Here is a 24,972-nt window from a genome sequence, read left to right as displayed (position 1 = left end):
TATCAGTCAGCCTTTTTTAGGAGGAACTTACAATGGAGTTTAGTCGGATTTATGATTCGATCCCTTATATTCTCGAAGGGATCCCTGTCATGTTTCAAGTCGTGCTCGTCTCGGCGCTGTTCGGGATCACGCTCGGGATCGTCATCGCCACGTTTAAAATCATCCCGAACCGGTTCGTCAATTTTATCGGACATGCGTATACGGCCGTGTTCCGGGGCACGCCGCTCATCTTGCAACTCGCCATCATCCACTTCGGTCTCCCGCAGTTGACAGGCTTCATCACGACACCGTATCAATCGGCCGTCATCGCCTTCTCACTCAACTCGGCGGCGTACATCTCAGAGATCATCCGGGCCGGGATTCAAGCGGTCGATAAAGGACAGTGGGAAGCGTCTGACGCGCTCGGCGTCCCGTATGTGAAACAGCTGCGGTCCATCATTTTGCCGCAGGCGTTCAAGAATATCTTACCGGCGCTCGTCAACGAGATGATCACGCTCACGAAAGAGTCGGCGCTCGTCTCGACGGTCGGTGTTCTCGACATCATGCGTCGGGCACAGATCGTCGGCGGACAAAAGGCGATCTACTTCGAACCGCTCCTGTTCGCGGGTGTGATATACTTTACGATAGTGATGGTGTTGACATACTTTGGTCAGCGCCTTGAAAAACGGCTTAGAAAGAGTGATGGCAGATGATACAAGTTAACGATTTACACAAGCAGTTCGGTGAATTAGAAGTGTTGAAAGGTATTACGACGACGATCGAGCGCGGGGAGGTCGTCGCTGTCATCGGGCCTTCGGGCTCGGGGAAATCGACCTTTCTTCGTTGCCTCAACATGTTGGAGGTCCCGACGAGCGGGACGGTGACGGTCGATGGCTACGAGTTGACGAAAAAAGGAGCCAACGTCTCAAAAGCCCGTCAACAGATCGGGATGGTGTTCCAACAGTTCAATCTGTTTCCGCACATGAGCGTGCTCGATAACTTGACGTACGCCCCGATCAACGTGTTGAAAATCAGCAAGGCCGAAGCGATCGAACGGGCGAAGAAGTTGCTTGAACGGGTCGGGTTATCTGAAAAAATCAGCGCCTACCCAAGTCAATTATCGGGCGGACAAAAGCAACGTGTCGCCATCGCCCGGGCCCTCGCCATGGAACCGAACGTCATGTTGTTCGATGAACCGACGTCGGCGCTCGACCCGGAAATGGTCAATGAGGTACTCGACGTTATGAAAGGGCTAGCCGAGACTGGGATGACGATGGTCGTCGTCACACACGAGATGGGCTTCGCCCGCGAAGTGGCCGACCGCGTCCTATTCCTCGACGAAGGCATCCTGATGGAGGAAGGCAAACCGGCCGACCTGCTCCTTAACCCGCAGACCGATCGGGCGAAGCGCTTCTTAGAGAAAGTCTTGTAAGTGAAACGTTCCAGCTGACACCAGTTAAGGGAGGAATCATGATGAAGATCACGTACTATGGCCACGCAACCGTATTATTGAATATTGATGGGGTGCACGTCCTCATCGATCCGTTCTTGACGAGCAACCCGCACACGGACGTCAATCCGGCGACCGTACCGGCTGACTATATCCTGCTCACCCACGCCCATTTCGATCATATCGAGGACGTGGAGTTGATTGCAAACGAGACCGGTGCGACCATCGTCGCGACACATGAGCTCGCCACTTACTACGAGAAGAAAGGCTTTTCTGTCCACGGCATGAACATCGGGGGCGGCAACGCCTTTCCGTTCGGCCGCGTGACGATGACGCAAGCGTTTCACAGCTCGAGTCTCGACATGGGCGATACACCGGTTTACATGGGTATGCCGGGAGGCTTCATCATTGAAACGAACGCGCTCACCGTCTATCATGCGGGCGACACGGGACTGTTCTCGGACATGAAGCTGTACGGGGAACGGTTTGAAATCGACGTCGCCTTCCTCCCGATCGGTGACAACTTTACGATGGGACCGGCTGATGCGCTCGACGCGGCGCATTGGCTACAAGCGAAACGGGTCGTCCCGATTCATTTCGATACGTTCCCGCCGATCAAACAAGATGCACGTGCGTTTTGTGATCAGTTGCACCAGCGCGGTCTGCTGATCGAACCGAACAGCACGATCGAGATTTGATGACGTACAAAGAAATCATCACGGCGACGGAACGGTTCGTCGCGGAACTGCACGAAAACGACCATACCGGACATGACGTCGCACATCTCGAGCGGGTCAGGCGACTGGCCGAATCGCTCAGTGAAGGATTAGCGGTCAATCGATTCGTCGTGACGCTTTCGGCGCTCTTACATGACGTCGAAGACCATAAGCTAGGGCGGGCATCCGGGCTCGTGAAGGCTCATCTCGATTCGCTCGACGTCCCGGGCGAGCTGAGCCGACACGTGTTAACGGTCATTGGTGAGACGTCCTACTCGAAAGGGATAGCACCGTCCTCGCTTGAAGCGGCGATCGTGCAAGACGCCGACCGGCTCGACGCCATCGGGGCGATCGGCATCGCCCGAACGTTTCAGTATGCCGGTGCAAGCGGCACTGCTTTATACGGGGAATCGAGCGCCAGCGCACACTTCGAGGAGAAGCTGTTGAAACTTGCGGACGGCATGCATACGCCTCGCGCGAAACAAATCGCATGCGAGCGCCATGCCTTCCTCGTCTCGTTCCACGAACGGTTCAAGGCAGAATGGACGGGCGAGGACATATAAAAACGGCCGAGGAGTTCGACTCCTCGGCCGTTTCGCTTTAAAACGGATATTTATTGAGCCAATGCCCGCCGTCGAGCGAGATGCATTCCCCGTTCAAATAACGCATCTCATCCGATAGCATCCAATACGCCAAGTCGGCGATCTCTTCTGGTGTCCCGAAACGACCGAGCGGCACGTTGCGACGAATCCGTTCGACTTCTTTCACGTGGACGGCGAGCTTCTCTGCGCCGCCCGTCCGCTCAATTGGACCCGGGCTGATCGCGTTGACGCGTGCCCCGAACTGATAGCCCCATTCGACGGCGAGCGTGCGCGTCAAGTTGAGGACACCGGCTTTCGCGGCGGCGCTAGGGGCGACGCCAGGTCCGGCTTGCCAAGCGTAAGAGGCGACCATGTTCAAGATTGAACCGCCGCGCAACTGTTCGGTCTCCCAATGTTTTCCGAGTGCGTGTGTACAGTTGAACGTGCCGTTCAAGACGATGTCGATGACGCTCGACCAGCCGTTCGGTGTCAAGTCGAGCGTCGGACAGACGAAATTACCGGCCGCGTTATTGACGAGCGCATGCACTTGTCCGTAGGCGGATGTGATGGCGTCTAACGCTTCGGCGCAGCCGTCATAGTCACGGACATCATGTTGGACGCTCATCGCCCGTCCGGCTTCGATTGCGTCCAACTCACGCATCGCCTCTTCAAGCCGCTCCGTGTTCCGACCACTGATGGCGACGTTCCAACCTTCCTGTTTAAATTTGAGGGCCATCGCTTTCCCCATCCCGGATGACCCGCCTGTGATCCAAATCGTTTTCATGAAAAAATCCCCCTTTTAGAAAAATGAATGGTCGTTCATTTATGTATTCTTGATGTGACGGGGGAATTCCTGCAATAAAAAAAGTGATGGCTTTCACCATCACTTGATTCGCTCATAATATGCAGAACCTAAGGCACGGTCGATCCGATACATCGTCCCGGCAACCTTTTCGCCCCAGTACGGGTCCGATGCATAAAAGATGTTGATGCCTTCCTGTTTGTTGCCTGGGTACGGTCCTCTCGCATAAGCACCGGTCACGTATTTCTCGGCGAACAAGTTTGCTGCGGCGTCAACGCTATCCTCGAACGAGGCGAATGTCGCGGCGTTGCCGCTCGGGTCGTTGTCGGTCGCTTTGAAGCCGAACAAGTTGAACTTGTCTCGGGCGATGGCGGATGTGCCGTAACCTGATTCATGGCCGGCGACGGCGAGGAGGAATAATGCGTTGATCCCGTGCTTCGACTCGGCGTCTTTAAAGGCAGCGCCTTTTCCTTTCAACGGAGAGTCCGATAACGTCTCGAGGAACCGATTCAACTCGGCCGCCGAGTATGGTGACGTCGAGGCGATGGAGGCGAACTGGTACGGTGAATCGAACACGTCACGGACGTTCTCGGTGTAGTAACGGTCTTCTTCTGTGCCGTTCGCCGGACCGACGAGGAACGTGCCGGCAAGATTGTCGTTCGCCTCGACCGTATGGTACACGTCCCCATCACGTACTTCATAAAAGCCACGTTTCTTCACGAGTGCGTCCGGGTACAACGTCATGTTCGCGAGCGGGACAAATACGTCTGCCCCGGAGATGCTGACTTTCAAGTGGTCTTGCCCTCGCTCGAGTAGACGTAATCTTGTGCCACCAGCCACGTACGATTGGCGTTCAGACAAGGCGGCGTCTTTAAACAAATAAGTGACTTGTCCGGTCGGGGTGACGGCGATGCCGGCACCGGTAAAGTCGATGACCTCACCGTCGGGTCCGACCAATGCCCGATGGTCACCTCGTTCCATATAGGCTTTCGCCTCGGCGAGCGACTCGAACTGTCGTGTCTCGGTCTGGCCGTCCACGAACGTCTCGACCGTGTACGTACCGCTCGGACGTTGCTCGAGCCAAAGGAAGCCGAGGACGGCGATCGCAAGGATGAGGAGCGAAGGGAGGATCCGTTTATTCTGTTTTGACTTCATGTTCCATCACTTCCAAACATAAGGATTGCCAAACGGGGAATTCTAGTTAACAATTTTGTAAGAGAAAGGGGGGATTCGATGAAAATCGGGTCACGCACGTTAAAGACGGCAGTCGCCGCCGGCATTGCGATGCTCATCGCCGAGACGATTCATCTCGATTATTACGTGTTCGCGGCCATTATCGCCATTCTGAGTATTCAAGAGACGAGGAAGAAATCCTTCCGAGCGTCTTACGAACGGGTCATGGCGAGTCTGCTCGCCATCGGGATGGGAGCGCTCATGTTCACGCTCCTCGGCTATTCACCAGCCACGCTTACACTTTATTTTGTCATGTTTATCCCGCTCGTACAACAACTCAAACTGCAGGACGGGATGATTACGAGCGTCGTCATCTTGACGCATCTGTATACGGAAGGACGATTCTCGATCGAACTGTTCATCAACGAGCTGTTGTTGATCGCGATCGGGGTAGGCGTCGGGCTCATCGTCAATATGTATATGCCGACGCTTGACAAAGAGATCGAGCGCATCAAAGAGAACATCGACCGGGCGCTCGCCGTCTATTTCTATGATATCGCCGCCTGTGTCGAGACGGGGATCTATAACGACCATGCGATGATGCTGTTGAAGACGCGCGATTATTTGAAGCAAGGAAAAGACCTCGCGCTTAGGAGGATGGGCAATTCAATTGGGAAACGGAACGAAGATATGGACTATCTCTACTTTCGGATGCGCGAACGACAATACGACATCCTGAAACGGATCGTCGACAACGCCCGCGAGATCACGCTCGTCGTCGATGAGGCGAAGCCGGTCGCGACGTTTCTCCGGCTCGTCGGGGACAATGTGAATGAACGGGCCGACGCTTCGGCATTTCTCCGTGAGCTCGATGCGACGATCGAGCATTATCGAAAAAACGTACCTCTCCCCACGTCACGTGAAGAATTTGAGGTACGTTCGTCGTTGCTCAATATTTTGTCGGATGTGAAGAGCTACTTGATTTTAAAAGAGCGCTATATTCTTCTGTTAAAAGAACATGGCCATGCTCGAGAGCACCGTGCTGAGCAAAAAGATTGATACGATGACGACAACGCCGATCTGGATGATCCGTTGTCGTTTTTTTTGTTTATTTCTCATGTCGTTCCTCCATTACACGTTTGTCCCCATTGTACAGAATGGAAAACGTTCGTGCAAACGTCATGAGTTTGGTATAATGACCAAGAAATGTTTGGATGGAGGGATGGTTTTTATGGTAAATGAGACACGCGTGCTCGACACGTTCTTAGGGCTTGTCGGCATCGATTCAGAAACGAAAGAAGAAGCGGTCATCTGTGAGCATTTGAAAGCGGTGTTCACTGAGCTTGGCTGTGACGTCTATGAGGATGACGCGTCGACGAAGACGGATCATGCGGGGAACAACTTGATCATAACCGTTCCAGCCACGAAGGAAGGCGTCGACCCGATTTACTTCACGGCCCATATGGACACGGTCACGCCGGGGAAAGGCATCAAGACGAGCATCAAGGACGGCTACGTCGTCACGGACGGAACGACGATCCTCGGAGCGGACGATAAGACCGGCCTCACGGCGATGATCGAACTCGTGCGTGTATTAAAAGAAGAGAAGATCCCGCATGGGCAGATCCAATTCGTCATCACGGTCGGCGAAGAATCAGGTCTTGTCGGCGCGAAAGTGCTCGATTTGTCTAAAATCGAAGCGAAGTACGGTTTCGCACTCGACTCGGACGGACCGGTCGGGGACATCATCGTCGCCGCACCGACTCAAGCGAAGGTGAATGCGCGAATCTTCGGGAAGACGGCTCACGCCGGCGTCGCGCCTGAGAAAGGTGTGTCGGCCATCCAAATCGCAGCGAAGGCGATCGCGAAGATGCCGCTCGGCCGCATCGATGCCGAGACGACGGCCAACATCGGCCGATTCGAAGGTGGACGGGCGACAAATATCGTCTGCGATTACGTCGAAGTGTTCGCTGAGGCGCGCTCGCTCATCCATGAGAAGATGGAAGCGCAAGCGGAAGCGATGAAGCAGGCGTACGTTGAGACGGCGGCCGCACTAGGCGGACGCGCGGAAGTCGACATCGACATCATGTACCCTGGTTTCAAGTTCGAGGAAGGAGACGAGGTCGTCGAAATCGCGAAAACGGCTGCGGCTTCGATAGGTCGTCCGACGCGCATTTTGCACTCGGGCGGTGGATCTGACGCGAACGTCATCGCCGGTGGCGGCATTCCGACCGTCAACCTCGGTGTCGGCTATGAAGAGATTCATACGACGAACGAGCGGATGCCGCTCACAGAATTGTATAAAATCGTCGAGTACGTCGTCGAGATCGCCAAGCACGTCGCCACACCGAACAAGCCATAAAAAAAGAGCCGACGTCACGTCGGCTCTTCGTATGTGTTCATGCTTTCAGGCGGCGAATTCCAATGACTCGAGAACGAGTTCGTCGGTACAGTGGAGTTCTTGCGCTATGTCGTGAATTCGGATCGAGGTGCCTTCTTCTTGTTGGTGTTTGCGATTTAAGGAAGTCGCTCGTTCACGGATCACTTTATATAAAGTGTCGGAATGGTCAACTTTGTTCATCACGGATCACATCCTTTTTCAACGATTACGTCAAGTATAGCATGGAATGGTCTACAAGAAAGGACAATATTATTTATGAAGTTACATTTTTTAGGAACTGGCTCTGGTATGCCGTCGAAACAGCGCAACGTTTCCGGCCTTGCGCTGACGTTGCCGAAACAGACGTGGCTGATCGATTGTGGGGAGGCGACCCAACACCAAATGTTGCATACGTCGCTGAAACCGCGCAAAGTGTCGGCCGTCTGGGTCACCCACCTTCACGGCGACCACGTCTTTGGATTGCCGGGATTTTTGTCGACCCGTTCGGCGCTTGCCGGGACGGAACCGCTCACGCTCTATGGTCCGAAAGGCATCAAGCAATGGCTCGACGTGACGCTCAAGATGACCGGGTCTTATTTAGGGTATCCATTGACGATCATCGAGTATAAGGACGGAGACGAATTTCTCCAAGACGGCCATCGCGTCACGGTGAAAAAACTCGAACACCGTTTTCCGTCGTACGGGTTTCGAATCGAGGCACCGATTCGCCCAGGGACGCTCCTCGTCGACAAAGTGAGGGCGCTCGGTATCCCGAACGGACCGATTTACGGTCAAATCAAACAGGTTGAAACGTTCGAGTTTGAAGGGAAAACGTACAACGCTAAAGAATACGTCACAGAACCGGTCGCAGGCGCGGTCGTCGCCGTGCTCGGTGACACGGTGCCATGTGCCAACGCCGAACTGCTCGCGCGTGACGCGGACGTGCTCGTCCATGAGGCGACGTTCATGGGCGCCGAGTCGAAGCTTGCCCGCCAATACGGACATTCGACGACGATCGAGGCTGCCTCGCTCGCGGTGGCGGCTCGCGTCGGTCAATTGATCGTCACACACATCTCGGCGCGGTATCAAGGCCGGGAATCGGAGTTTGCGGCAGAAGTGGAGGCCGCTTTTCCGAATAGCCAAGTAGCAGTCGACTTCTATGAATTTACAGTGGGGGATTGATGTGACCATACAACTTTACGTCTGGCTCGGTTTTATCGTCATCAGCGTGTTGCTCGGTGTACGATTGAACCAGTTAAAAGAACCGGAACCTCGGTTTTTCTTGAAGTTTTTATTTTATTCATTGCTCGGCATCGTCTCGTTCCCCATCGGCGGGTTTCATATCCCGATTGGTTTTTTACTTTCTTTTTTATTTTTCCCGAAACGGAACAGCCGTTATAAATGGTACGGTGCTCTCGTCGGGTTCTTCTTTTTCATCGTGCTGCTGTTCGTCCCGCTGTTCGACCAATCGGGGTTCCGGGCCGAGTCTCAACAGATCGGGGCGGTCTCGATCCAAGACGAATCATTCGACCGGATGACGAACCATATTATGCGCCGTGTCAACGGTGAGGCGATCAAGCTAGATCGGAGCAAGATGGTGCTCACGCGTGACGGAGAATTGCAATCACTCGAGTATTTGTTGCTCGTCGAGCGGAGCAGTTCGTTCCAACAAATCCGGATCACGTATGATGAGACCGGCGAACTGTCTTATCAGCAAGTCGATGAGTTGAATAAAGAATCGGGTCGGGCGTTCTTTGAGAAGCTCGTCGATTTTGAACGTGTGTTGAGCGCTGTTCAGGACACGGCGTGGGAAGACTTCGCCGACCGAGTGAACGCACCGCTCATCCAACTGTCATTTGACGGATTGTATGACATGTATACGTATGAGAACGAGGTGATGCTCATGATCAATCGAGAGGGCCGGATCGTCAAGTTCTGGCTCCAGCGTGACCCGGTGCTCGCCAACAGCATCCAGCTGTCAGGTCTTACCCGAGAGAATCGGCCGACCGGGGAACGCTACATCATTTTATATAACTATTCCATTCACCAACGAGAGGATTTGACAGACCAATGAAGCGATTACTCACGTTCAGTTTACTCATCCCACTTCTGACCGGTTGTGCGGATTCGTCATCGACCGGCACGAACAGCGAATGTGCCGTCGAACCGACCATTTCGGTCTACAACGCGGCGACAGAAGAGACGCTGTACCATGAAAAGAGCGTCTGTCTCGATGAAGGCGCCACAGTCCTAGACGCCTTGCAAGCGACGGACTTGGCCATCGAGTCGGTGGGCGGCGGCGAAATGACGTACGTCACGGCAATCGACGGTGTGGAAGAGAAATCGGCCGGGCAGTCTTCAGGTTGGGTGTACGCCTTTAACGGCAGCCCAGGGGATGAAGGGGCCGGTGCGAAAGAAGTCGAGTCAGAAGACATCATTCAATGGCGGTTTGAAGAAGATGCAATTTCTTTCTTCGAATGAGGCTGATTGGGAGCGCAGACATCCTGTCACGCTCCTTTTCTTTCTCATCGCACACTTGTATGTTCTCGTGTACATGAACGGGTCGATTTGGCTGCTCATCGGCTTGGTCGGTCTTCTCGTTCTTGAGCGCAGGTTCCCGCTTGGGTTGGCCGTTGTCCTGCTGGCGTTCGTGCTCATCTCGTTGGCGCCGTTGTTGATCGGTTGGGACGTCTCATTCCATCGCATCATACGTCAGCTCGTCCAATTGGCGACGTTCTTGTTCGGGATGGTATGGGTGAGCCGCTTTCTGAAACTGGATCGATTTTTACCGTTCCTTGCCAGATGGCCGCGGTCGACGCAGCTGTTGTTCGGGGCGTGGGCGCTCATTCCGACGATGGAACGGGCCATCCGTTTGTCTTTGAAGAGCCACGCGCCTCGCGATTGGCAAGAGGCGGTTGTCGTCGGCATCGACAGTCAGCGACAAGAACCGATCTACCGTGTCCCGCTCTCACGGCGCTTCGAACAGCATGATCTCGTCCCGCTCGCCGTCTTGACCGGCTGTTTCGGGGCGACGTATGGAGGCTGGCCGCTCTTATGGCTCCTCTATCCATATTTGACGAAAGGAGGGATGCGAGATGCAATGGTTATCATCCGAGGATACACGAGACGTTGAAAACTGGATGACAGCGGTCGGGGCGAAGGCTGTGCGCCTTGCCGAGCCGCTCGCCGGACGTGTCGCCTCGCTCGTCATCGGGAACGATGCACTCCAAGGTTCTGAAGTCGTGGCGCTACTCCAAATCGATCACTTGATGAACAAGCGTTTCGATGAATGTTCGAGCGGAGAGCGTCAACTCGTCCGTATCGCCCATGCATTGACCGATCGACCGAAAGCCCTCGTTTTATTCGAACCGTTCCGTCATCTCGACCGTTATCGGCGGGAACATTTGACGATGTTGCTAGAGCGGCTCGCACGGCTCGGTGTGAAAATCGCTTATACCGAGCGGGCCCGGGAGGTGGGATCGCCCCCTTCGTTTTCGGTCGTCTCATCGCGAGGGGCGGGCACGGTCGACGTTCGCGACGTCTCGTACCGTCATCCGCTGCAACCGGTGTATGCCGTCGAACATGTCACGTTCGCCTCGGAAGGTCCCGGTTTGACGGCGTTCATCGGTTCAAACGGCAGTGGCAAGTCGACGCTTCTCGAACTGATGGCCAAAAGCGTGAGACCGCTACAAGGTAAACTTAAGCTGTCATCACGTCCCGTCTATCTTCCGCCCGAAGTAGAATATGGCCCGTTCCCGGACGCGCCGAAACGACGTGTGGAACAGTTAAAAGCGGTGCTGGCTTCGGAAGCCCCGCTTTTTCTGCTCGATGAGCCGACCGTAGGCCTCACCGATCAGGAACGAGCGGATTTCCTCACCGCGCTGGTCGAGAAGAGCCGTACGGCGTGTCTCATCTGTGCGACACACGACGCATCGGTACTCGCTGCCGCCGACCGTATCGTGTCCCTGTCGAATGGCAGCATCGTGTTTGACGGCAGTTATGAACAGTTTCTAGAACGGAGTATCGTATGGTCACATTCATCGTCGCTGTCTTGATGGCTTATCTGCTCATGTCAAAATTTGAACGGACGAAGACGCCGATTTCGGTACTGACCCAGTTGCTCGCCGTGGCGGTCATCGGCCGCTGGTTGTTCGTCGCGATCCCAAACGTCCAACCGACGACGGCGCTCATCATGATGACCGCGCTTTACTTCGGCTGGACGAGTGCGGCGATGCTCGCGTTGTTCGTCCCGGTGTTGTCCGGATTGTTACTCGGACTCGGGCCGTTCGTGATGTATCAGTTTCTCGGGTGGCTGCTCGTCGTGACGGTCGTCGTCATGTTGCGGCCGCTACTGAAGCAGTCTTTGATCCTCCTTGGCCTCGTCGGACTCGGTTCGGGCTTTTTGTTCGGTTGGACGACGAACTTGTCGTATGCGGAAGTGATCGGCACCGACTTTTTGAACTTGCTCGTCATGAGCGTGCCGTTTGATCTCGCTCACGGGATCGGCAACGTCTTCTTTTTGATCGTGTTACGGGAGTTGTTCGTCCGCATATTTGTGCGTGACGAAGGGTAAATGAATGAAAAGGGCGAGGTGATGGGTCGTGGGCGAATACATCAATCTAGTTGAGATAGGTATGTTTTTGTTTATCGGACTGTTGTTCATGGGGCTGCACATCTTTTTCATCGTACGACGATACTTACGGACGCGCTATGCGATGATCGGGGTGCTCGCCTCGAGCGTCTGGCCGGCGCTCATGATCGTCTTATCGGTTCAAAATATTGATCTCCTCTCCGCATTGACGATCCGGCGTGTGACGGCCGAAACGGTGATCGGCTGGTCGATCGTTTTGTCGACGGCGTTCATGCTGTTGATTCCGGCCGGCGTCTTTCTCGTCCGGATGTTTCGGTTGTCACGTGAGGCCCATCCAAAAAAATCGTAAAGCGCAGCTGCGCTTTACGATTTTTTTATGCGTTCGGCACTTGCTCGACCGCCGCATCGGTCGGTTTTTGGAAACGACGTAAAATCTCGAGGCTGACCGCGCGCGGCATCAGTTTCGCAGCGGCGACGAGCAGCTGGTTCGAAACACCTGGGATGATGACGCGCTTGTTGTTCATGACCCCTTTATAGCCGAAGAAAGCGACGAGATGCGACGGCATCTTCGAGACCATCATCTCGCTGCCGGCTCGGTTGAAGAAGCCCGTGTCGGTCGGTCCAGGGCAGAGGACACTGACGTGGACACCTGTATCTTTCACTTCGGCATGAAGCGCCTCGGTCAGAGACAGGACGTACGCTTTCGTCGCGTAGTACACCGCCATATACGGGCCAGGTTGAAACGCCGCGACGGAGGCGACGTTCAACACATAACCGTAGTTGCGACGGACCATGTCCGGCAAATACGTTTTCGTCAATTCAGTCAACGCGTTCACGTTCAAACGTACCTCTTCAGCCTCGGTTTCCGGGTCAAGTTCGATAAATTCTCCGGCCGTGCCGAAGCCGGCGTTGTTGATCAAAAAGTCGACGGTCAAGCCGGCGTCTTCGATGGCGCCTGTCAGGCGTTTGGCGGCGTTATGTTCGGACAAGTCGAGGGCGAAGACGTGCACATTGATACGATACCGTTTTTCGAGCACTTTTTTCAGCTCGTGCAGGCGCGGTTCGTTTCGAGAGACGAGAATACAATCAAAGCCGTCTCGAGCCGCCAATACGGCGAGATCGAGCCCGATGCCTGTCGAGGCTCCGGTAATGAGGGCGGTTTTAGTCAATAGGGTCCACTCCTTTATAAATGTCATACATTGTTACTCAATTCTTCACGAGTTGTTAAATTCCTGCCCCGTTCACACATCCGAACATGTGCTAGAGTTATCAAGAAAATGTGATTAGACTCACAAAGTCAGGAGACGAGAACGAGATGATGATTCAGTTGATTACTACGGCGCACAGCGTCGAACAGGCAGAAGCACTTATCATGGCGGGAGCGGACCGTTTGGTCGTCGGTGAGACGACGTTCGCTTTACGTCACAAAGGGGACTGGTCGCTCTCTGCTGTGAGGGAAGTCACAGCCCTCGCCCATCGTTACGGAAAAGAAGTGACGGTCGCCGTCAACAATATGATGCATAACGATCAAATCGAGTCGTTACCCGACTATTTGGCCGAGCTCAAAAACATCGGGATCGATAGTGTGACGGCAGGAGACCCGGGTGCGATCCGGTTGATCCGTAATGCCAATATCCCCTATTGGTATGACGCTCAAACGCTCGTCACATCGGCCCGACAGATCCAATTTTGGGCGAAGCGGGAAGCAATCGGTGCCGTCGTCGCCCGAGAAGTGACGTTGACCGAGCTCGAACAGATCCAGCGTCAACTCGGGTTGCCCGTCGAAGTTCAAGTATACGGGCCGACTTGTATCCACCATTCGAAACGGCCGCTCTTGACGAACTATTTCAATGAGATCGGTCGGCCGGACAGCGGCAAGCAACGCGAATACTACATGAGTGAACCGAACGATGTCGCCAGCCGTTACCCGATCTACGAGGACGCCAACGGTACGCACATCTTTTCAGAAGATTTGACGCTGATGGGGAAACTGCCCGAACTGTTCCGAAACGGGCTCCATACGTGGAAACTCGACGGGTGGCATGCCGGGGACCGGTTCGTCGACATCGTCGGTTTGTTCAGCCAGGCGCGCTCCCACTTGTTGAACACGAAGTTTGACCGCGTAGAGATGGAGCGGCGCTTAGCCGAACTTCAGCCTGAACAGTTCCGGCTTGGCACGGGACTCATGTTACGAAATCCAGAAGAGATCAAGTGAGGGAAAAGCGATGAAAAAACGTCCAGAATTATTGGCACCGGCAGGAAATTTAGAGAAGTTGAAGATGGCAATCCATTACGGCGCCGATGCCGTTTATATCGGGGGGCAACAGTTCGGTTTACGCTCACGTGCCGGCAATTTCAGTTACGAGGAAATGGCGGAAGGCATCTCGTTCGCCCATGCGTCCGGAGCAAAAGTGTACGTCGCGGCCAACATGGTCACGCATGAAGGGGATATCGAAGGGGCGGCGGAATTTTTCATCACACTACGAGACCTTGGCATCGACGCCGTCATCGTCTCGGATCCGGCCATGATCGAAGTCTGTCTCACAGAAGCACCGGGATTGCCCGTCCATTTGTCGACGCAGGCGTCCGCCACGAACTATGAGACGCTTCGGTTTTGGCAGGAGGAAGGCTTGGAGCGGATCGTCCTCGCGCGTGAAGTCTCGATGGACGAGATCAAAGAGATGAAACGTCAGACCGATGTCGAGATTGAGACGTTCGTTCATGGTGCGATGTGCATCTCGTATTCAGGTCGATGCACACTCTCGAACCATATGGCGCTCCGTGACGCCAACCGGGGTGGCTGCGCCCAATCGTGTCGTTGGAAATATGGGTTCTTCGAGGCCGACGAACTGATGACGCCGGAGATGGAGGCACGGGATGAAGAACCGTTTTCGATGAGCTCTGTCGATTTATCGATGGTCCGCCACATTCCAGATCTTGTCGACGCCGGGGTCGACAGTTTGAAAGTCGAAGGGCGGATGAAATCGATTCATTACGTGGCGACCGTCTGTAACGTATATCGGAAAGTCATCGATGCGTACTGCGATCACCCGGAATCGTTCGAATTCGACCCGGCATGGGAAGAAGAAATTTGGAAAGCGGCGCAACGTGAGCTGTCGACCGGATTTTACTACGGGACACCGACCGAAAAAGAGCAGTTGTTTGGCAAACCGCGGGCCATCCCACAATATGCGTTCGCGGCCCGTGTCATCGCCTATGATGAAGAAACACAAACCGCGACGCTCGAACAACGAAACCATTTCCGCCGCGGTGAAGAAGTTGAATTCTTTGGTCCTGGCTTCGTCCGTTTCACCCAACGTGTCGAAGAGATGTGGGATGAGGACGGTACACCGATCGAGACGGCGCATCAAGCGATGATGACGGTCAACATCAAAGTCGCCGAACCGGTCGCGACCGATTATATTATGCGAAAACGGAAAGTGGCCGCAGGCAAGCTCGTCCGAAGCGGGAACTGACACATCACGTAAGACAACATAGTCGACCGTTCCCTTCAATCTTGCTACCCTATTACCATAAGAGATGGAGGGGATGGAAAGATGAACCAAAATACAGAGCAGCTTCGGACCGAGCCGATTGGACGATTGTTGTTCAAACTGTCTCTCCCGGCGATGATCGGGATGCTCGTGACGGCGCTCTATAACATCATCGATACGATTTTTGTCGCGCGCGGCATCGGGGCGTCAGCAGTCGCGGCAATCGGTATCGCCTTTCCGATTCAAATGATCTTGATGGCGGTCTCGAGTGCGGTCGGGTTAGGGGGCGCGTCCATCAGCTCACGGAAACTCGGAAAAGGCGACGACGCCGGTGCGGCCGTCACGTTCATGAACGTCCTCGTTCTCGTCGGCGTGTTCGCCGCTTTCGCGGTCAGCTCAGCTTTCTTCATGCTCGACTCGATTTTGACCGTCTTCGGGGCGACGTCGGCGATCATGGAACTGAGCCAACAATACTTATCGGTCGTGCTCATCAGTTCACCGTTCTTCATGTTCACGATTGCGGCGAGCGCGATGGTGCGGGCTGAAGGTCAGGCGCCGTATCAAATGAAAGTGATGCTCACGACCGTGGTCGTCAACTTGGTGACGACACCGCTCTTTATCTTCACGTTCGGATGGGGCATTTACGGGGCGGCCTGGTCGACGGCGCTCGCTCAAGTCGTCGGTTCGATCCTCATGTTACGCTTCTTCTTTTCAAAAACTCGCCGAACCGCACTCGACTTCCAGTGGCGTAAGTTTCGGTTGCGGTTCGGCGAGTTGAAAGAGATCATGGCCATCGGGTCTTCCTCGTTCATCATGATGGTCTCACAATCCATTTTATTCGTTTGTGTCAACGTCATGCTCGGAACGTATGGCGGGACGGAAGAATTGGCCATCTTCGCCATCATCAACAAGTTTATGGCGCTCGTCGGCATGCCGATCATGGGTATTGTCCAAGGGATGCAACCGATCGTCGGTTATAATTTCGGGGCGCGTCAGTTTGAGCGGATGCGCGAGACGATATGGACGGCGCTTCGGGCCGGAATCGCCATCGCTGTGTTCATTTGGTTGACGCTTCAGCTGTTCCCGACCCCGCTCATGCGCATGTTCACGAATGAAGCGGCGCTTATCGCCGGCGGGGTCACGGCAATTCACGTCCTGTTCGCCGTCTCGTTCTTACCGAGTGTACAGATGCTCGTCAACGGGATTTACCAATCGCTCGGGAAAGCCCGAGTGGCGATGTTCTTGTCGTTGTCGCGCCAGACACTCTACACGATCCCGCTCGTCTTCATCTTGCCGTCTTACCTCGGTGTGTTCGGTGTCTGGCTCGCTTTCCCGATCGCTGACGCCATGACGTTTTTGACGGCAGTCGGTATGGCGATTTGGGACCGGAAACTTTTATTCCGGCCGGCTGAAGAAGAAGTCAAAAAAGCAACAAACTTATGAAACGGCGTCCGTTCTGACTGAGCGGGCGTCTTCTTTTAGGAACAAATAAATTCCGCCAAGCAGGACGGCCGCCCCGATCAATTGGAACGGACCGAGCCGTTCTTCGAAGAAGAAGAAGCCGAACAACATTCCCCAGAGCGCTTCCCCGAGGATAGTGATGCTGACGACGGTGGCGCTCACACGGGCAAGCGCATAATTGAATAAGTTATGCCCGAGCAGCGTCGGGAAAAAGGCGAGGGCGACGAAGTACCACCAGTTGACCGTCTCGAAGGCGACGAACGTCGTGTCGCGAACGAGCAGCATAAAGCCGAGGACGATCGTGGCGACGATATAGACGCTGAACGAATAGTCGTTCGTCTTCATCTCGGTCCGGACGTGTTGACCGACGAGCCAGTAGCCGGCGATCAAAATGGCGGCCGCTAAGGCGAGCGCGTCCCCGATGAGTGCGTCCCGACCGAGCTGGAAATCACCGGCCGCGACGAGCATGCCGCCGAGAACGGCGACGAGCGCGAACGTGAGCCCTTTCGATGTCGGGCGTTTTTTGAAGAACACCGCGTTCCCGATCAACACAAAGATCGGACTCGACGTGACGAACAACGTCGAACTCGCGACGGTCGTATAATCGAGCGATAAAAACCATAACCAAAAGTGGAAGGCGAGCAATACACCGCTCAGCCCGATTGCGTATCGGGTGTTCGTCCGTAACGAGATGAGCGAACGATAATCAAGAAACGGTAACAGCATGAGACTTGAGAACAACATGCGGTAAAAAGCGGCCGTCTCGGCTGGCGCGGACGTCCATTTGACAAAGAGGACGCTCGTCGACAAGAAGAAGACGGCAGCAAAAAGAATGAGATAAGACAAACGATGGTCCTCCTTTTGTATGTATGTAATCATCCTAATGATATAGTAAAATGACAGAGCGACCAACATAAACTCGGATCGTGACGCAAAGAATCGCGGTTGCGTCACAGAGGAAAGGAACGATATGAGACTAATCATTGCCGAGAAACCATCGCAGGCGCAAAAGCTTGCGGCCCCATATCCGTCAAAAAAACGGAAAGATGAAATTGAAATCTCGCCGTGTCCTCGTTTCCCAGACGGTGCCATCGTCGTATGGGCGGTCGGGCACTTGTGCGAGCTACAAGAACCGGCGTATTATCGTCCGGAATGGAAGTCTTGGAAATATGAGGCGCTCCCGATTGTACCGGATCGGTTTGACTACCGGATCTCGAAAGGAAAGTCAAAACCGTTTCAGACGATCAAGCGTTGGCTCCATGATAAATCGATTACCGATATTATCATCGCCTCCGATGCCGAACGCGAAGGAGAGGCGATCGTCCGGCTCATCCTTCGTCTGGCCGGGAACAAAAAACCGCTCACCCGGCTATGGATCTCGAGTTTGACCGAACAGGCGGTCGATCGCGGCTTTTCCAACTTGTTACCGGGAGAAGAGACGGTCCCGTATTATTACGAGGCGATGAGCCGCGCCTGTGCCGATTGGCTCGTCGGGATGAACGCCTCGCGGGCGTACACGACCCTCTTGAAGACGATTGGGGTCGAGGACGTCTTCTCGCTCGGTCGTGTCCAGACCCCGACGCTCGCCCTCATCGTCGAGCGGGAGCGGGAAATTAAGCAGTTCGTCCCTGAACCATACTTCGAGGTCGAGGCGACGTTCCAAAAGTCACGCTCAACGTTCAAGGCGAAGTACACTCTTGGCAAGACGACGAAATTGAAAACGCGGCAACAAGCGGACGAAGTCGTCAAGCGAGCGTCGGGTCAAGCGGTCGTCCGATCGATTGACACGGAAGAAAAAATCGAGCAGCCCCCGTTTTGGTTCAGTTTATCCGGGTTACAAGCCGAAGCCGGAAAACGGTTCGGATTTGGTGCGAAGAAGACGCTCGATGTGGCCCAAAAGTTATATACGAAAGGGTGGATCAGCTATCCACGGACGGACTCTGGATTCGTGACGCCAGATGAGGCGTCGCTGTTCCCGGTCACGAAAGCCCGGTTGCTGAAATCAGCGGCATACGCCGAACTCGCTCCCGTGTTGACTGAGAATCCGGCGTCAAACAAACGCTACGTCAACGCCAAAAAAGTGAGCGACCACTATGCGATCATCCCGACCGAGGCGTGCGGGGACGTGGCGCGACTCAGCGGGGACGAGGCAAAACTTTATGATTTGATTAACCGCCGTTTCCTCGCCGCTTTCGCTCCGTCAGCGAAACTCGAGAAGACGACGGTCGATCTGTTGGACGGAGACGACTTGTACCGGGCGAAAGGGACAGTCGTCGTCAGTGCTGGATATCGTCAAGTCGTGGAAATGAAATCAAAAGACGTTGAACTCCCGTTGCTCGAGAGAGGAGAGACGGTGACCGAACGGAACGTCGAGGTGCTCTCCAAACAGACCGAGCCACCGAAACGCTACACGGAAGGCGCCCTCATCCTGGCGATGAAAGTGGCCGGGCGTAAACTCGATGACGACGAGTTGATCCATATCATGAAAGAAGTCGAAGGGCTCGGGACGGAAGCGACTCGAGCGAACATCATCGACGGCCTGAAAAAGCGCGGGTACGTCGCGTTACAAAAGAAAGAACTCGTGCCGACCGATAAAGGCCGACTGCTCATTGATGTCCTCGGGGATAGCATCCTCGCTTCTCCGGCGATGACGGCGAAGTGGGAGAAACGGCTCCATGAAATCGGGCAAGGGGCGGCCTCGGCCGCTGAGTTCATCGACCAGGCGAAGAAGATGGCGATCCACCTCGTCGATGAGGCAAAAACACGTGTCACATCGGCAAACCCGGAAGGCTACACGATCGAACCTAGACGTGGATCACGAAAAGGACCGAGTCGTCCGAAACCGTCGTTCGGAGTCTGCCCGAGCTGCGGGAAAGGACTCGTCGAGCATCCGAAATTTATCGGGTGCAGCGGTTATCGGGAAGGCTGTAAGTTCACGATATCGAAGCAAGTGCTTGGCGTCGGCATCTCAAAAGACGAGTTGAAACAGATGATCACGGGGGGACGCTCGAACATCCATACGTTCACGAAAGGCGAAAAAACGTTCAACGCCGCTCTCTATCTCGAGGAAGGTGCGCTCCGGTTCGAATTCAAGTGAAAACAAGACCGTCCTCATGGACGGTCTTGTTTGTCTGCTTGCTCTTTTTCTAAAATCTGGCGATTGATCTCATCGTAATCAAGGACGATGTCGTCTTTATTATCCTTATAGGCATATCCTTTTTGGATGACGACGACCGAGGCGATTAAGACGAGCAATATGATCAACCCGCTCACAGCGAACAACCAACCCATCACGCATCCCTCGCTTTCATACTCTTAGTATGCCAAAAATAGAGACGCATCTCTACAATCGATGCTTTCAATACTGTTATAAGTTTGAAATAAGCGGTCAATCGATTAGATATGATACAATAATATACAGATGAACATTGACTGAGAAGGTAGGGATGACGATGGCGATTATGATTGTGGATGACGAACCGGTTAACACGATGGTTCTCGAACAGCTACTGCATCAACACGATTACGAGACAGTCGTCGTCTCGAGCGGTGAAGATGCTCTCGAACTCCTCATGGATCCGCAAGCGCCGTCGCTATATGATCTTGTTCTGCTCGATGTCGAGATGCCAGGCATTTCAGGAATCGAGACGTGCAAGCGGATTCGCCATATGGCGGGCTATGAAGAACTGCCCGTGATCATGGTGTCCGGGCGCACCGAAGAGAAACAGATCGCGGAAGGACTCGACGCAGAGGCGTCAGACTATACGACCAAACCAATCAAGATCACGGAACTGCTTGCCCGTATCCGTTCTGCTCTCCGCTACAAGGCGGCGGTTGATGAACGGAAGAAGTATGAGGCGCGATTACAGTACGATCTCGATTTGGCGCAAAAAATCCAACAAAGTGCGTTGACGCCGCCGATCAGTAACGCTGAAATCGATATGCGCGCGCTCTATTTACCGTCTAAAAAGTTGGCGGGTGATATGTATGCATGGTTCCAGGTCGCACCGGACCGATACGGTGTCATCATCTTTGATGTGATGGGTCACGGTGTGTCTTCGGCGCTAATCACGATGGGAATCCGCTCCATTTTGCCGGGGCTCGTCGGAAACGTTCAATATCCGGTCGATGTCATGACCGAATTGAACCGTCAAATGACGTTCTTGTTCTCAGGCGATGACATGCAGAGCTACTTTACGGCCGTTTACTGTTATGTCGATACGACGAAAAATCGCATCGAGTACGTCAACGCCGGACATCCACCGGTCATCGTTACGTCACCGTCAGGGGTTTGTCGTCTCGAGACGACCGGTGTCCCGGTCGGTATGTTCGAAGAGCCGAACTACGAAGCAAAAGAAATCGATATCGAGCCGGGCATGGTGTTGCATATGTACACGGACGGGTTGATGGAATGCTACAGCAAAGACATCGATGACGGGATTCGCTGGCTTGAGAAAGACATCGCCACGTACGGCGTCGGCTATGCCGACCATGTCGCGGAGCGTCTCGTGCCGAAAATCGAAATCGATGATGACTTGTGTCTCGTCACGGTCAAACTGCTGTAAGGTTATCGAGAAAGGGAGCGTCATTCCAGAAGGGATGACGCTCCTCAGCTTGTTGACTACCATGAATAATATTGCTCGTTTTTCCGGCGCCCACGCTTTCCGCAGGCAATCCCGGAGCCGCATCGCGACTCGTGTCGCTGCTGGGCCTCCGTTGGATTGCGTTCCTGCAGGAGTCGGGACGCCGTCGGACGAGCAACGCAAACGGTCGCTGTCGTGCGGCCGTTTGTTTTTTCTGAGGACTCGATCTCCTTGAACACAAAAAAGACTAAACAGATTGCGATGAGCGAATTGGTTAGTTAACAGCCTGAGCGTCATAACCTGATTCTAACAATATCCCAATCGCATAGCGAAACAATGGCGCTTCAGTCGAATAGCCCATCTCTGGGAACGGGATGGCCAACTGGTTGATACTCGATTTGTGTTGAATCAAAGTATAAGCGACTTCAATATTTAGATATCCGGTGACATGGTTGGATTGACGAATAGGCATCCTACTCACCTTGCGTCACGAATCGGGATTGTCCATGGTAGACGTGCGTACCGACTTGCTGTCCTTTGCAGATTCTTGTCATGGCACCGTCCTCCTCGAAGTCGAAAATGTGGATGGGCAGATGATGGTCGCGCGCTAATAGAAGGGCGGATTGGTCCATCACTTGTAAATCATTTCTGAGCACATCGGCATAGTTTAACGTTTCATATTGCCGCGCATCAAGCGAACGGTTTGGGTCTCGATCGAAGACACCGGATATTCCGTTTTTGGCGACAAGAAGGGCATCACAATTCACTTCGATTGCACGTTGTACTGACGGGTAGTCGGTCGAAACGAACGGTTGGCCATTTCCACCGGCAAAAATGACGATGCACCCTTTTTCTAGGTGGTTGAGGGCTTTCAGTCGGATATATGGTTCGGCCACGCTCGGCATCGGGATGGACGTCATTACCCTGACGTCGCGTTCGGTCTTACTTTTCAGCACACCACGAAGCATGAGGCTATTCATGACCGTCCCGAGTGTGCCGATGCTGTCTGCTTCGGCCCGGTCAATGCCCCAATTGCTGGCCTCATTTCCTCGGAATAGGTTTCCTCCTCCGATAACGAGCGAGACGTGTATCCCTGAATCGAGAAGGGATAAAATATTATTCGCAATCCGGTCGAGTTTGACGGCGTCAAAGTTTTGCCCGTCGTCTCCAGCAATGGCCGCTCCACTCAACTTGATACAGACACGTTTATAAATCAGAAGAACCACATCCCTCATATGGTATTTTTTGTCTGATTCAGTATAGCGAAGAGCCGGTCGGCAGGCAATAAAAAGTTCGTACAATTAAAAAAGGCAACCACACGAAGTGATTGCTTTCTGCTTAAAAATATCGTTTCCGCCACAAAATATAGAACGCGAGACTCGAGAACCCGAGCATGAGCGTGATGGCGAAGATGAAGCCGACTTCTTGACCTTCGAACGGCACTTCGACATTCATCCCGAAGATACCGGAAATCATCGTCGGGATGCTCAAGACGATCGTGATGGACGCTAAAAATTTCATGACGAAGTTGACGTTGTTGGAGATGATCGAGCCGAACGCCTCCATCTTGATGCTGATGATATCGTTATAAATCGAGGCCATCTCCATCGCCTGACGGTGCTCGACGAAGACGTCGTCGAGCAGTTCCTCGTCTTCTTCATGTTTCTCGAGGCTCGGCGTCTTGACGATCCGGTCGAGGACGCTATCGTTCGCTTTCAAGGACGTCATGAAATAGACGAGGGATTTCTGCAAGTTCATCAATTGGAAAATCTCCTGATTTCGCATCGAGCGCTGCAATTCTTGCTCGAGCTCATCCATTCGGCGATCGATTTGGCGCAAGAATCGCAAGTACGTCATACTGACGCGGTGCAAGATTTGAAAGACGAACCGGCTGCGGTAGTTCGTTCGGAACAAACGAGCCTTTCCGTTGGCAAATAAGTTCAGTACGTCAAGGTCACGTGAGCAGACGGTGATGAAATGCCGCCCCGTCACGATGATACCAAGCGGAATCGTGTTATATGTTCTACCTGTGTCATCTTCTTCAACGTACGGCACGTCGATGATCATGAGGAGTCCTTCATCATCTTTTTCAAACCGTGGTTTTTCTTCACTATCGAGCGGGTCATAGACGAAGTCTTCCGGGATGCCTGAAGCGGCGATCACTTGATCGGCCTCGTCTTTCGTCGGATTGACAAGTTGGATCCAGCTACCTTTGTCAAAGTCTTCAATCTCGTCGACATGTCCTGACGCGTCGGTCCGGTAAATCGTTAGCATAGTTCTCCTCCTACCTTAGCTCAACCTTATTATAGGTAGGCGCGTAGGTGAGTGCAATCGGAAAGGAGGAGATTTTTTTGTTTTCTCTCGAAAACATGCTACAGTGGTGGAGAATGGTTATGACACGCTGACAAAGGAGGGATGGAGTTGTCACAAACGCCCAAACAAGCTCTGTTTAACGAAGAAAAGTTGGCGGAGCTCCATCAGATCGCTGGTGGCAATAAAGATTTCTTAAAAAAAATCGCCCAGACGTATCTCGTCCAATTCGAGGACAAGTTTCCCGACTTGAAACGAGCCGTCCGTGACGAGGATCACGTCCAAGTCGAACAGCTCGCCCATCTGTTGAAAGGCGCGTCCTATTCGGTCGGCCTTGACCAAACGGCAGAGGAGTTCCACACACTTGAGCGAGCGGGGGAAGCAGGCGAATCGACAGGACTCGAACCGGTGCTTGAGACGATTGAACAGCAAATGGGTCGATTCACGATGGAGTGGGACGCTCACTTCAATCATACGGGTTGACGCAAAAGGGTTCCGCATGTGCGGAACCCTTTGTCAATCATGCGAAAAATTCGTCGAGCGTCGCAATCAACTTGCCGATCTCGGGCTTCGTGATTTGCGCGTTCGCGCCGACGGCTTCCCCTTTATGCTTCAAATCGTCTGAAATGAGTGAAGAGAAGATGACGATCGGCAATTCGGAAAACCGGTCCATGTCACGCAACCGTTTCGTCAAGTGTAAACCGTCCATTTGCGGCATCTCGATATCTGTGATGAGCAAGTCACAGTCGACATCGGCTGCCTCGAACGCATCAAACGCCTCTTTCCCGTTGTTGAAGATCGTCGTATTGAAATAACCGGCATCATCGAGCGTATCGATGATGAGCGAGCGGAGCATCTCGGAGTCTTCCGCGAGCCAAATCTGTTTGTTCGAGCGCTCGCGGGCACCGAGTCGTTTCACCGACTCGCGCGCCATGATGTCTTTTCGAGATAACTCGAGGGCGATGCGCTCGTAGTCGAGCAAGATGATCATCTGGTCGCCTGTCTTGACGACACCGTTCGTGATGCCTTGCACACCGCGGGCGAGGTCGGACGGCGTATCGATCTGTTCCCAGGAGATGCGCTTGATCTCGGTCACCTGATCGACGCGCAATACCGATTTTTCTCCGTTGAACTCACAGACGATCAAGCGGTCGCCTTCACCGACTTCACGCGGATGACCGATGACCATCGGGAGATCGATGACCGTCATCACTTCACCTCGGAGTTCGATCAGCCCCATGATTGCTTCTGGCGTCCCCGGGAGCGGGGTGAGCGGGAGCATCGTGATGATTTCGCGTACTTTCATGACATTGATTCCAAAAATGAACGGTCCCGATTGAAAAATGACGATCTCGAGTTCGTTCGTGCCTGCCTCAAGTAAAATATTATGATCCATGCTCAATGATAGTCCCTCCTAGTTCACGTACTCTCATCCTATCTATCGGTCAACGT

At 53.8% G+C, this 24,972-nt stretch carries 28 protein-coding genes; 19 read left to right on the top strand and 9 right to left on the bottom strand.

What is annotated here, in order from left to right; translation table 11 throughout:
* Positions 1-32 precede the first annotated feature (32 nt).
* Genes L971_RS11405 through L971_RS11390 form a run of 4 tightly spaced genes read left to right on the top strand, consistent with a single transcriptional unit; the run spans position 33 to position 2,708 of the window.
* Positions 33-692, top strand: a complete 660-nt coding sequence (locus L971_RS11405) for an amino acid ABC transporter permease (RefSeq protein ID WP_029334811.1) — start codon at positions 33-35, stop codon at positions 690-692.
* Positions 689-1,411 carry an amino acid ABC transporter ATP-binding protein gene (locus tag L971_RS11400; RefSeq protein ID WP_024371542.1) on the top strand — a complete coding sequence of 241 codons (723 nt, stop codon included), beginning with the start codon at positions 689-691 and terminating at the stop codon, positions 1,409-1,411. Before L971_RS11405 ends, L971_RS11400 begins: the two co-directional genes overlap by 4 nt.
* A 41-nt stretch (positions 1,412-1,452) precedes the next feature.
* Positions 1,453-2,127 carry a metal-dependent hydrolase gene (locus tag L971_RS11395; protein WP_024371543.1) on the top strand — a complete coding sequence of 225 codons (675 nt, stop codon included), beginning with the start codon at positions 1,453-1,455 and terminating at the stop codon, positions 2,125-2,127.
* Complete coding sequence (locus L971_RS11390; protein ID WP_047375885.1) at positions 2,127-2,708, top strand: HD domain-containing protein; 582 nt, start codon at positions 2,127-2,129, stop codon at positions 2,706-2,708. Before L971_RS11395 ends, L971_RS11390 begins: the two co-directional genes overlap by 1 nt.
* 37 nt (positions 2,709-2,745) lie before the next feature.
* Here L971_RS11390 and fadH read toward each other — a convergent pair whose 3' ends face one another.
* Together fadH and L971_RS11380 are read right to left on the bottom strand one after the other, a co-directional pair.
* On the bottom strand, positions 2,746-3,510 hold the full coding sequence (fadH, locus tag L971_RS11385; RefSeq protein ID WP_024371545.1) for a 2,4-dienoyl-CoA reductase: 765 nt from the start codon (positions 3,508-3,510) through the stop codon (positions 2,746-2,748).
* A 99-nt stretch (positions 3,511-3,609) separates the two neighbouring features.
* On the bottom strand, positions 3,610-4,683 hold the full coding sequence (locus tag L971_RS11380; protein WP_047375883.1) for an N-acetylglucosaminidase: 1,074 nt from the start codon (positions 4,681-4,683) through the stop codon (positions 3,610-3,612).
* 78 nt (positions 4,684-4,761) lie between these two features.
* Here L971_RS11380 and L971_RS11375 point away from each other — a divergent pair, with 78 nt between their 5' ends.
* The 9 genes from L971_RS11375 (at position 4,762) to L971_RS11335 (ending at position 12,021) form a co-directional block, all read left to right on the top strand.
* The gene (locus L971_RS11375; RefSeq protein ID WP_024371547.1) at positions 4,762-5,760 is read left to right on the top strand and encodes an aromatic acid exporter family protein; all 999 of its coding nucleotides are present in this window, start codon (positions 4,762-4,764) and stop codon (positions 5,758-5,760) included.
* 172 nt (positions 5,761-5,932) lie between these two features.
* Positions 5,933-7,063, top strand: coding sequence for a M20/M25/M40 family metallo-hydrolase (locus tag L971_RS11370; protein ID WP_024371548.1), 1,131 nt, complete (start codon positions 5,933-5,935; stop codon positions 7,061-7,063).
* Between the two features lie 294 nt (positions 7,064-7,357).
* Positions 7,358-8,263 (top strand): ribonuclease Z, encoded by a 906-nt coding sequence (rnz, locus tag L971_RS11365; RefSeq protein ID WP_024371549.1) that lies wholly within the window; start codon positions 7,358-7,360, stop codon positions 8,261-8,263.
* Complete coding sequence (locus L971_RS11360; protein ID WP_156111528.1) at positions 8,241-9,155, top strand: hypothetical protein; 915 nt, start codon at positions 8,241-8,243, stop codon at positions 9,153-9,155. Before rnz ends, L971_RS11360 begins: the two co-directional genes overlap by 23 nt.
* Positions 9,152-9,562 carry a DUF4430 domain-containing protein gene (locus L971_RS11355; protein ID WP_024371551.1) on the top strand — a complete coding sequence of 137 codons (411 nt, stop codon included), beginning with the start codon at positions 9,152-9,154 and terminating at the stop codon, positions 9,560-9,562. Before L971_RS11360 ends, L971_RS11355 begins: the two co-directional genes overlap by 4 nt.
* Positions 9,540-10,214, top strand: coding sequence for a hypothetical protein (locus L971_RS11350; RefSeq protein ID WP_024371552.1), 675 nt, complete (start codon positions 9,540-9,542; stop codon positions 10,212-10,214). Before L971_RS11355 ends, L971_RS11350 begins: the two co-directional genes overlap by 23 nt.
* Positions 10,177-11,136: an ATP-binding cassette domain-containing protein gene (locus L971_RS11345; protein WP_024371553.1), complete on the top strand. Its 960-nt coding sequence runs from the start codon at positions 10,177-10,179 to the stop codon at positions 11,134-11,136. Before L971_RS11350 ends, L971_RS11345 begins: the two co-directional genes overlap by 38 nt.
* Positions 11,109-11,654 (top strand): hypothetical protein, encoded by a 546-nt coding sequence (locus L971_RS11340; protein ID WP_024371554.1) that lies wholly within the window; start codon positions 11,109-11,111, stop codon positions 11,652-11,654. Before L971_RS11345 ends, L971_RS11340 begins: the two co-directional genes overlap by 28 nt.
* Positions 11,655-11,715: 61 nt before the next feature.
* Positions 11,716-12,021 carry a hypothetical protein gene (locus L971_RS11335; RefSeq protein WP_231557599.1) on the top strand — a complete coding sequence of 102 codons (306 nt, stop codon included), beginning with the start codon at positions 11,716-11,718 and terminating at the stop codon, positions 12,019-12,021.
* Between the two features lie 25 nt (positions 12,022-12,046).
* Here L971_RS11335 and L971_RS11330 read toward each other — a convergent pair whose 3' ends face one another.
* Positions 12,047-12,841, bottom strand: a complete 795-nt coding sequence (locus L971_RS11330) for an SDR family oxidoreductase (RefSeq protein WP_231557598.1) — start codon at positions 12,839-12,841, stop codon at positions 12,047-12,049.
* Between the two features lie 146 nt (positions 12,842-12,987).
* Here L971_RS11330 and L971_RS11325 point away from each other — a divergent pair, with 146 nt between their 5' ends.
* The 3 genes from L971_RS11325 (at position 12,988) to L971_RS11315 (ending at position 16,609) form a co-directional block, all read left to right on the top strand.
* The gene (locus L971_RS11325; protein WP_081977083.1) at positions 12,988-13,887 is read left to right on the top strand and encodes a peptidase U32 family protein; all 900 of its coding nucleotides are present in this window, start codon (positions 12,988-12,990) and stop codon (positions 13,885-13,887) included.
* A 10-nt stretch (positions 13,888-13,897) separates the two neighbouring features.
* The gene (locus tag L971_RS11320; protein ID WP_024371558.1) at positions 13,898-15,148 is read left to right on the top strand and encodes a U32 family peptidase; all 1,251 of its coding nucleotides are present in this window, start codon (positions 13,898-13,900) and stop codon (positions 15,146-15,148) included.
* Positions 15,149-15,229: 81 nt separating this feature from the next.
* Positions 15,230-16,609: an MATE family efflux transporter gene (locus L971_RS11315; protein ID WP_024371559.1), complete on the top strand. Its 1,380-nt coding sequence runs from the start codon at positions 15,230-15,232 to the stop codon at positions 16,607-16,609.
* On the opposite strand, the gene L971_RS11310 is transcribed toward L971_RS11315, so the two are convergent.
* Entirely contained in the window at positions 16,604-17,473 is an 870-nt protein-coding gene (locus L971_RS11310) for a DMT family transporter (RefSeq protein ID WP_024371560.1), read from the bottom strand. The two genes, L971_RS11315 and L971_RS11310, sit on opposite strands and share 6 nt — an antisense overlap.
* A 124-nt stretch (positions 17,474-17,597) precedes the next feature.
* Here L971_RS11310 and L971_RS11305 point away from each other — a divergent pair, with 124 nt between their 5' ends.
* The gene (locus L971_RS11305) at positions 17,598-19,724 is read left to right on the top strand and encodes a DNA topoisomerase III (protein ID WP_047375879.1); all 2,127 of its coding nucleotides are present in this window, start codon (positions 17,598-17,600) and stop codon (positions 19,722-19,724) included.
* 14 nt (positions 19,725-19,738) lie between these two features.
* On the opposite strand, the gene ytzI is transcribed toward L971_RS11305, so the two are convergent.
* The gene (gene ytzI, locus L971_RS11300; protein ID WP_024371562.1) at positions 19,739-19,918 is read right to left on the bottom strand and encodes a YtzI protein; all 180 of its coding nucleotides are present in this window, start codon (positions 19,916-19,918) and stop codon (positions 19,739-19,741) included.
* A 161-nt stretch (positions 19,919-20,079) separates the two neighbouring features.
* Here ytzI and L971_RS11295 point away from each other — a divergent pair, with 161 nt between their 5' ends.
* Positions 20,080-21,192: a PP2C family protein-serine/threonine phosphatase gene (locus L971_RS11295; RefSeq protein WP_047375912.1), complete on the top strand. Its 1,113-nt coding sequence runs from the start codon at positions 20,080-20,082 to the stop codon at positions 21,190-21,192.
* Positions 21,193-21,484: 292 nt separating this feature from the next.
* On the opposite strand, the gene L971_RS11290 is transcribed toward L971_RS11295, so the two are convergent.
* From L971_RS11290 to L971_RS11280, 3 genes are all read right to left on the bottom strand, one after another.
* Positions 21,485-21,622, bottom strand: a complete 138-nt coding sequence (locus L971_RS11290) for a hypothetical protein (protein WP_156111527.1) — start codon at positions 21,620-21,622, stop codon at positions 21,485-21,487.
* Positions 21,623-21,683: 61 nt separating this feature from the next.
* A complete protein-coding gene (gene pyrH, locus L971_RS11285; protein ID WP_047375910.1) occupies positions 21,684-22,427 on the bottom strand; it encodes a UMP kinase in 744 nt (247 codons plus the stop codon).
* 121 nt (positions 22,428-22,548) lie between these two features.
* Positions 22,549-23,484, bottom strand: a complete 936-nt coding sequence (locus L971_RS11280; protein WP_024371564.1) for a magnesium transporter CorA family protein — start codon at positions 23,482-23,484, stop codon at positions 22,549-22,551.
* Positions 23,485-23,625: 141 nt separating this feature from the next.
* Between L971_RS11280 and L971_RS11275 the strand changes: the two genes are divergently transcribed.
* A complete protein-coding gene (locus L971_RS11275) occupies positions 23,626-24,003 on the top strand; it encodes an Hpt domain-containing protein (RefSeq protein ID WP_047375876.1) in 378 nt (125 codons plus the stop codon).
* A gap of 37 nt (positions 24,004-24,040) precedes the next feature.
* On the opposite strand, the gene L971_RS11270 is transcribed toward L971_RS11275, so the two are convergent.
* A complete protein-coding gene (locus L971_RS11270) occupies positions 24,041-24,916 on the bottom strand; it encodes a chemotaxis protein CheV (protein ID WP_029693767.1) in 876 nt (291 codons plus the stop codon).
* Positions 24,917-24,972: the final 56 nt, after the last annotated feature.

It is taken from the genome of Exiguobacterium sp. ZOR0005 (assembly GCF_000798975.1).
GTDB lineage: Bacteria > Bacillota > Bacilli > Exiguobacteriales > Exiguobacteriaceae > Exiguobacterium > Exiguobacterium aurantiacum.
Note: the sequence above shows the minus strand (reverse complement) of the source record. Positions and strands in the feature narration are given on the sequence as shown.

What these genes read in the sequence shown, in the direction of transcription:
- L971_RS11375 (WP_024371547.1), top strand. Translation starts at nt 4,762, where the DNA reads ATGAAAATCGGGTCACGCACGTTAAAGACGGCAGTCGCCGCCGGCATT.
- L971_RS11315 (WP_024371559.1), top strand. Translation starts at nt 15,230, where the DNA reads ATGAACCAAAATACAGAGCAGCTTCGGACCGAGCCGATTGGACGATTG.
- L971_RS11335 (WP_231557599.1), top strand. Translation starts at nt 11,716, where the DNA reads ATGTTTTTGTTTATCGGACTGTTGTTCATGGGGCTGCACATCTTTTTC.
- ytzI (WP_024371562.1), bottom strand. Translation starts at nt 19,918, where the DNA reads ATGGGTTGGTTGTTCGCTGTGAGCGGGTTGATCATATTGCTCGTCTTA.
- L971_RS11280 (WP_024371564.1), bottom strand. Translation starts at nt 23,484, where the DNA reads ATGCTAACGATTTACCGGACCGACGCGTCAGGACATGTCGACGAGATT.
- L971_RS11295 (WP_047375912.1), top strand. Translation starts at nt 20,080, where the DNA reads ATGGCGATTATGATTGTGGATGACGAACCGGTTAACACGATGGTTCTC.
- L971_RS11325 (WP_081977083.1), top strand. Translation starts at nt 12,988, where the DNA reads ATGATGATTCAGTTGATTACTACGGCGCACAGCGTCGAACAGGCAGAA.
- L971_RS11395 (WP_024371543.1), top strand. Translation starts at nt 1,453, where the DNA reads ATGAAGATCACGTACTATGGCCACGCAACCGTATTATTGAATATTGAT.
- L971_RS11270 (WP_029693767.1), bottom strand. Translation starts at nt 24,916, where the DNA reads ATGGATCATAATATTTTACTTGAGGCAGGCACGAACGAACTCGAGATC.
- L971_RS11340 (WP_024371554.1), top strand. Translation starts at nt 11,109, where the DNA reads ATGGTCACATTCATCGTCGCTGTCTTGATGGCTTATCTGCTCATGTCA.
- L971_RS11380 (WP_047375883.1), bottom strand. Translation starts at nt 4,683, where the DNA reads ATGAAGTCAAAACAGAATAAACGGATCCTCCCTTCGCTCCTCATCCTT.
- L971_RS11305 (WP_047375879.1), top strand. Translation starts at nt 17,598, where the DNA reads ATGAGACTAATCATTGCCGAGAAACCATCGCAGGCGCAAAAGCTTGCG.
- L971_RS11275 (WP_047375876.1), top strand. Translation starts at nt 23,626, where the DNA reads ATGGAGTTGTCACAAACGCCCAAACAAGCTCTGTTTAACGAAGAAAAG.
- L971_RS11370 (WP_024371548.1), top strand. Translation starts at nt 5,933, where the DNA reads ATGGTAAATGAGACACGCGTGCTCGACACGTTCTTAGGGCTTGTCGGC.
- L971_RS11390 (WP_047375885.1), top strand. Translation starts at nt 2,127, where the DNA reads ATGACGTACAAAGAAATCATCACGGCGACGGAACGGTTCGTCGCGGAA.
- L971_RS11360 (WP_156111528.1), top strand. Translation starts at nt 8,241, where the DNA reads ATGAATTTACAGTGGGGGATTGATGTGACCATACAACTTTACGTCTGG.
- L971_RS11345 (WP_024371553.1), top strand. Translation starts at nt 10,177, where the DNA reads ATGCAATGGTTATCATCCGAGGATACACGAGACGTTGAAAACTGGATG.
- L971_RS11320 (WP_024371558.1), top strand. Translation starts at nt 13,898, where the DNA reads ATGAAAAAACGTCCAGAATTATTGGCACCGGCAGGAAATTTAGAGAAG.
- rnz (WP_024371549.1), top strand. Translation starts at nt 7,358, where the DNA reads ATGAAGTTACATTTTTTAGGAACTGGCTCTGGTATGCCGTCGAAACAG.
- L971_RS11350 (WP_024371552.1), top strand. Translation starts at nt 9,540, where the DNA reads ATGCAATTTCTTTCTTCGAATGAGGCTGATTGGGAGCGCAGACATCCT.
- L971_RS11405 (WP_029334811.1), top strand. Translation starts at nt 33, where the DNA reads ATGGAGTTTAGTCGGATTTATGATTCGATCCCTTATATTCTCGAAGGG.
- fadH (WP_024371545.1), bottom strand. Translation starts at nt 3,510, where the DNA reads ATGAAAACGATTTGGATCACAGGCGGGTCATCCGGGATGGGGAAAGCG.
- L971_RS11400 (WP_024371542.1), top strand. Translation starts at nt 689, where the DNA reads ATGATACAAGTTAACGATTTACACAAGCAGTTCGGTGAATTAGAAGTG.
- L971_RS11355 (WP_024371551.1), top strand. Translation starts at nt 9,152, where the DNA reads ATGAAGCGATTACTCACGTTCAGTTTACTCATCCCACTTCTGACCGGT.